This window comes from Enterobacter cloacae complex sp. SHL020 (genome assembly GCF_049236945.1).
Lineage (GTDB): Bacteria > Pseudomonadota > Gammaproteobacteria > Enterobacterales > Enterobacteriaceae > Enterobacter > Enterobacter dykesii.
In genome coordinates, this window is record NZ_JBMKJF010000003.1 from 562,331 (window position 1) to 568,789 (window position 6,459).

Genomic DNA, 6,459 nt, shown 5'->3' on the forward strand with positions numbered 1-6,459 from the left:
GTGCCGGGCTAGACCCGGCACTGTGTGGTCATCAGCGGTCGTCCTTTACCGGCGAATTTCACGGTTGTAGGTCTCATGATCCATCAGCCACCACTGCCGTCCGCCATCTTTACTCAGGATGCGCCAGAACGGACCCACATCTATCTTGAGATAACCGTTCATGGTCAGCCGGCGAAACACCTTGTGTCCGCAGCATGCCGCCCGGAACAGCGTCTGTGCGCGGCGCCTGACAGCCGGCGACACCTGCTGACGGGGAGAGAAATCACCCAGCTGCATCACGCCTCCTTACGTACGGTAGATTCAGACCGGCGTGCTGCAGCACCTGCCTCGCGGCACCACTGACTGACCCGGCTCCACACGGCAGTCAGTGACAGACCGTGTTGTTCAGAAGCCAGCATCATTGCCTCCAGCGCCTGATGAGAGTCGGGAGAGGACAGTCCGGCCGCTTTCCACTCGGTCCAGAGCGCCGCATCCTGCGGTTCCGTCAGGGACTGTGTACGTCCCTGCCGCGACTCAATTCCCATCAGTCGGCGACGGGCGCTTACCTCAGCTGGAGAAAGGCCAAAATACTTGTCAATCAGCTCCATGGACCCGCCAAGCTCAAGTGCACGATCAATCATCAGCATGCGCTTAAGTTCGTTGCGGGCCTGGTTCAGCATCAGCCAGAAATTTTCATGATTCAGGCTGATATCCAGAACGGAAACGTGCGACTGGCTGAGATAATGCAACTCATCAAGACTCAACTGACTGAGTGCCCTTATCTCCTCAACTGACATCCCCAGCGACTCACATCGGCGGATGTTACCGCTCTTAACGTCCATAAGAAGTGAAGAGAGAATGGCCGTGGTGGCCTGAGAAAGATTATGCTGGCTCACAGGCCACCTCCTGAAATTGTCTGGTCAGCGACGAGCAGAACATCAAAAAACCAGCCTGACAGGCAGGCAATCCATAAAAGAAAGTCAGTCATGTACATTCTCCTGCGCTGTAATCTGTCGCGGAGCCTGAGCGCCGCCGATTCCCTGATGTAATTCCGTTTCACGGCCGGTCAGAAAACCCTTTTCCCGGGCCAGTCTGTCACCGCGGCACCTTCCGGCATTACGCACATTGAGTTCCCGCAGCGTTTCACTGGAATGACGCTGGCCAAGCCAGCGTTTGAGGACGACATTTTCACCGTCTGTCGGGGCGAACGACTGCAGCACCTGCCAGACGCCGGCGACCCAGCCCTCCCTGAACTGGTCGGCCCGGCGCCTCAGCGTACCGATGAGGATGCGGCGCTTGCGATACCCTGCCATGTGCGCGTCTGTAGCAACCTTAAGCTGCCGCTGCAGAACGGTGAAGATGTAGTTCGCCACCTCGGGACGCTCATTAAAACCGTAAAAGTGAAGTGCCCTGCGCACGCTGTTCACACCCTGAAGGCTGGTATGGATATACCAGCCAAACCAGCAACGACTGCCCGTGGCCATGCAGACGACGGTCGCCAGCGAGCTCAGCCAAGCCGGGACTTTGTCGGCATTACTGCTAAGCCCCTGACACACGGACTCGCTGACCTCACTGAGTGAAAGCATGTCTGCTGTCAGGCCGTGGCGCTGCATCAGCCGCTGAGCCAGCCTGACTGCCCGTGCGGCTTCGTGGGGGTTACTATTGCGGGTTCCCAGCGCCATCAGGCGCCGTATGCGTTCGAGAACTTTTGCCTGCTCAGACATACCCGTTCCCTCTGCCGCCAGCCGAACGATGACGCATCTGCTTTTCCTTCACGTCCTGACAGCCGGCACAGAACTCCACACCCGGAACGGCACGTTGCCGTTCAGTGGGAATATCGGCACCGCAGCATTCGCAGATTTCTTTTGAGGGCCGCAGACACTGCACCTTTGCACGGATTGCATCAATACCGCGCTGAGTAAAAAGGGCAGTGCTGGCCTGCGCCATTTCATCATTGAGATCGTCAGACATTGTCCCCTCCCTGAGCAGCCAGGCGTTGCAGTTCACGCAGGCGACGGATAACCCGGATAAGGCGCATTGTTTTCACTACCGTAATATCATCAAAAACGGCCGTATCCGAAGGAACCTGCGATCCGAAGAAATTCAGGCAAAACATAAACATATTGAACTGAGAATTGGGAACTGAACCGGAAAGACCCGCCAGAAACAGCGTAAACTCGCGGGTGCTGTCGGATACGGCAAAGCCGGCAGACAAAGGATTTTTATCTTCCCGCACACAGTCCGCGCAGCCCATGGCCTCAGCAATCTCAAACACAAGGCGATATGCCATATCCTGCAGATGTTCCGTATCATCCTGCAGCGCGGAGATGTGCCAGATATCGCTGACCGGTTCCAGCCCGGTTTCCGCAAAAGCAACAGAACTGATTACCCCATCAGAGGAGGCTTCTTCAGGATCTGTGAACGCCGAGACAAGCGAGCCGGCATTGAACTCAGGCGAGGATAAGGACGCATTCTCATCCGTGATAATTTCACTTTCGCCGCTGATGACAGGACACCCGCCAAACAAATCGTTCTGCACCTCGCGACGCGGTTCACTGCCGGCAGTGACTGACGCTGCATCAGGCAGTGACGTGTTCAAAGTCAGGTCCGGCGCTGGTTCAGGGCGGCCGGTAGACGTTAACGTACCGCTCCGGAGACCCGTAGGCTGGAGGGCTGATGAAGTATCCGACGGCAGAATGGTCACACCCGGCTCAGCGCGTTCACGACCAGCAGACCGCCCGGGCGGCGGCGTGAGCGAGGGTAGCGGTGGCGGCTCACCAAACTGCTCACGGCGTTTTTGTTCGCGCGGGTCCAGTTCAATCAGCCAGCGATCGTAATTGAGGCTCGGATGAGGTAATGCCTTAACAAGCTGGCCGATAAATTCATCCCTGAACACATCCAGTGCATAGCAGTCAGGTTCGTCAAAGCCCTTGCATGTCGATCCAAATACTTCGTCAAGAGTTGTATCGGGCCGGACGTCACCGCTGAAAATTTTCCAGACCTTCATCGCCGAAGAACGAAGACTGAGCAGAGGCGTTGCCTGTCCCCGGCTCATACCCGATTCCAGCAGTCTGGGCATATGTGGGTATAGATAGTTGAGGGTGTCCTCCATCCGGCTAACGCTAGAGTAATCAATCGGATAGCCCTCCTGCCCGAGAAGGTCTGAAAGCTCCCTCAACGTGACGCTGCGGCCCAGTTGCTCCTCATAAATGACGCGCGCTTTATGCACCCCGAACGCTTTCTCTATATACGTCAGGTCGCCCCTCACCTCATTCTCGGCCAGATGGCCTACGAGGCATTTGAGCCTGCCCGGCCACGGCTTGAAAATGGTGTGAACACGGTGAAACCGTTCATCACCGGTCTCCTGCCAGAGCTCACAAAGGATCTGATATCGCGTGTTTCCTCCGTCACTGAAGATATAAACATCTTCGCCATCAGGGTCACGCGTGACCTTAGGTATGGAATCCAGACCGCGTGCACGCACCGAAGATTTGATCTCTTCATAACGTGGGTTACGGCCTTTACGCGGGTTATCGGGGTTGGGGCGCAACTGATCAAGGGTCAGTACCATCGCCATCTCACTGACCGGCAGTGGAGCTGTATCAGTACCGGCATTAACCTTAGCGGGCGATCTGCCCCGCTGTAGCATCGCTGAGCCCAGGTCCAGTTTGCTGACATTGCTCATACTGATCTCCCCGCCTGTTTGTGCATGGCATTAAAGCGGGTATAGCGACCTTCATACTGCAGGCGTATTGTCCCTGTGGGTCCCTGACGTTGTTTGCTGATAATGATTTCAGCAACACCTTTATCTTCAGTTTTCTCGTGATAAACCTCGTCACGGTAGATAAAAATAATCAGGTCAGCATCCTGTTCAAGTGAGCCAGAATCACGCAGGTCACCGTTGTTAGGCCGCTTATCCGCACGGTTTTCCAGCTGTCGGTTAAGTTGCGAAAGTGCAACGACCGGGCAACCCATCTCTTTGGCCAGCGCTTTCAGGGAACGGGATATTTCGGCGATTTCTTGCGTGCGGTTCTCCTGGTCCGGACAGCGCATCAGCTGCAGATAATCAAGTCCGATAATGGACGGGTGACCGTAGCGGCGGGCATTACGACGTGCGCGGATACGCAGCATCGCTGGCGTGAGCGAGCCTGTATCATCTATGATTAAGCTGTCCTTGAGATCGCCCATAAGCAAACTGGCCGCGGATGAGGCACGAGCCCAGTCCTCATCATCCATTAATCCACTTTTAAGATGGGTAAGATCAACATTGCCCAGTGATGCAACCATGCGCATGAGGATTTGTTCAGTAGGCTGCTCAAGACTGTAAAACTGGCCTATTGAACCCACTTTTTTCTGCAGTGAATTGAGCAAGAGGCTTATCAGAAACGCCGTTTTTCCCATAGACGGGCGGGCCGCAATGAGCACCAGATCACCAGGCTGTAGACCGCTGGTCATCGCGTCAAACTCGTCAAACCCGGTGGGCGTGCCGGTAATGCCATCGGGAACGTTGCACCGGCGCTCCAGCTCCGTCAGCAGCTTTTCCATACCATCAATTAGCGTCACGGCCTGTTCAGGCTCAGCACGTTCTGCCAGGCGAGTTATTTTCTGCTCGGCGGTTTCCATGAGCTTTTCAATATTCGTTCCGGGCATTTTGACTTGTTCGGTAATCTCAGCACCAATGGCCGCCAGCTGCCGCCCACGGCTGTTTCTGGCAACAATTTCACTGTAAGCAACGATGTTTGCTGCACTGGGCGTATTTTTTGCCAGCTCAGCCAGGTAAGCGAATCCCCCCAGTTGCTCAAGAGCGTCTTTACCGCGACGTTCAATGCTTTCAGAAAGCGTAATCAGATCAAGTGGTTTACCGGCTGATACCAGCCGGGACATTTCCTGAAAGATGGCCTTATGCACCTTGAGAAAGAAATCATCAGCACTCAGATGGAGAGCAACGTCATCCCAGCGATCGTTATCCAGCATCAGGCCACCGATAACAGACTGCTCGGCATCAGGTGAATAAATACCTGGAATATTTCTGCGGTTGTCAGACATACGCACCTCCATTGAGAGAGAACATTGCCGAGGGCCGCTTGATAACACCTATACTCAGCTGCCGTCCGGCATTGTTTTTATTAACTATCATGGTGAGGGCTGCTGAAAAAAAAGGGGAAAGGATCATTTTGATCCCCCTTCTTCCGCAAGCACGTCGAACTTATGCTTCCATTCAGGGAACAGTTCGCAGGCAAGTTTGTGCATTGAGTCGAATGCTGAATCGCTCTTACGGGACGTTTTTTTCTCCAGGCGGTGAACAGGCTGACCGGCCGCATGCCCCTGCTTATAAACATCAAGATCATAAATGCGCGTCTGTAGCATGTTGATGACGATCTTGTCTGAATGCTGACTGTAATCGCCACTCAGTATGATGCTTTCGGCCTGTTCAACCGTGGTTTTCGCAAGCAGCGTATAGTCCATGCAGTTAACCAGCATGCGTATACTCGGAAGACTGATCCCAAAAGCCATGTAAGGGAGCAGTTCTTCCATCAGAGCAACTGTGCCGCGCATAAATTCACGCACATCAGGCAGCACAGGCTTGACCATTCCAATCATCTCGCCGGTTGCGGCCAGAATAATCAGTTCTGACATCACTGAACGTGACCCCTGCGAATCAATCAGGATGACGTCATACTGGCTAAATACCGAGTTTGACAATGCATTGCGCAGACGTACGCGCCCATCTGCAACATTGAGCATATAGGTAGGTAAAAGATTGCGCGGATCGTTTGAGACAATGACATCAAGGTTCGTGAACGCGGTGCGGGAAATGATGTTTTCGGCCTGGGATAGGTCGACGGTTTGCATAAGCAACTCGTAGAGCCCGCAAGGTGCTTCATATTCTAAGGGATAGATACTGCTGGCAGTTGGCTGGGCATGGTCGCCGTCAATGATGAGAGTTTTTATACCTGCATCTGCAAGAAAACCACCCAGATTTGCGGCTTGAGTTGATTTCCCTTCTCCACCTTTGGTTGAAACAACAGGTAAAATTTTGGGCTTTGAACCCTGTTCTTTATAAGGCTCTGATTTTGAATGCATTTGATACACCTGAAATTGATTCAGGTGCGATTAGCAATCCAGCAACAAAAAGGCCAAAACGTTAACAACCGGACACGGGGATTGAAAATCCCCGTGTCCTTGGTTCGATTCCGAGTCCGGGCACCACTATTCAAAGAACCCAGCCTATGGCTGGGTTTTTGCTTTTCTGCGTTTATAAATCCCTTCTTTGTATTCTTGTTTCTCTTTGCCGTGGGATCGTGCGGTCTGGCGCGCCCGGTGGCACAGCGCGTACCGGGCATGCGGGTTTTCCATGCCGGATAAGTCGAAGCCGCCATCCGGCATGTTTCTGCCGGCACAAAGCAAAAAACCCCGCACCTTACGGTACGGGGTTCTTCTAATTGATGCCTGGCAGTTCCCTACTCTCACATGGGGAGA

General features: G+C 53.9%; 8 protein-coding genes. All 8 read right to left on the minus strand.

Annotated elements, in window-relative coordinates:
- Positions 1–45: 45 nt before the first annotated feature.
- Entirely contained in the window at positions 46–276 is a 231-nt protein-coding gene (locus tag ACOTZB_RS11545; protein ID WP_038643500.1) for a hypothetical protein, read from the minus strand.
- Entirely contained in the window at positions 276–875 is a 600-nt protein-coding gene (locus ACOTZB_RS11550; RefSeq protein WP_038643502.1) for a DUF2857 domain-containing protein, read from the minus strand. Before ACOTZB_RS11550 ends, ACOTZB_RS11545 begins: the two co-directional genes overlap by 1 nt.
- A gap of 84 nt (positions 876–959) precedes the next feature.
- Positions 960–1,703: a DUF2786 domain-containing protein gene (locus ACOTZB_RS11555; RefSeq protein WP_421627192.1), complete on the minus strand. Its 744-nt coding sequence runs from the start codon at positions 1,701–1,703 to the stop codon at positions 960–962.
- Positions 1,696–1,950, minus strand: coding sequence for a TraR/DksA C4-type zinc finger protein (locus ACOTZB_RS11560; RefSeq protein WP_421627193.1), 255 nt, complete (start codon positions 1,948–1,950; stop codon positions 1,696–1,698). Before ACOTZB_RS11560 ends, ACOTZB_RS11555 begins: the two co-directional genes overlap by 8 nt.
- A complete protein-coding gene (locus tag ACOTZB_RS11565; protein WP_421627194.1) occupies positions 1,943–3,664 on the minus strand; it encodes a ParB family protein in 1,722 nt (573 codons plus the stop codon). Before ACOTZB_RS11565 ends, ACOTZB_RS11560 begins: the two co-directional genes overlap by 8 nt.
- Positions 3,661–5,025, minus strand: a complete 1,365-nt coding sequence (gene dnaB-PI / locus ACOTZB_RS11570; RefSeq protein WP_421627195.1) for an SPI-7-type island replicative DNA helicase — start codon at positions 5,023–5,025, stop codon at positions 3,661–3,663. The genes ACOTZB_RS11565 and dnaB-PI overlap by 4 nt, the downstream gene beginning before the upstream one ends.
- 123 nt (positions 5,026–5,148) lie before the next feature.
- The gene (locus ACOTZB_RS11575; RefSeq protein WP_421627196.1) at positions 5,149–6,063 is read right to left on the minus strand and encodes a ParA family protein; all 915 of its coding nucleotides are present in this window, start codon (positions 6,061–6,063) and stop codon (positions 5,149–5,151) included.
- Between the two features lie 144 nt (positions 6,064–6,207).
- On the minus strand, positions 6,208–6,459 hold a 252-nt coding region (locus tag ACOTZB_RS11580; RefSeq protein WP_421627197.1), incomplete at its 5' end, for a hypothetical protein.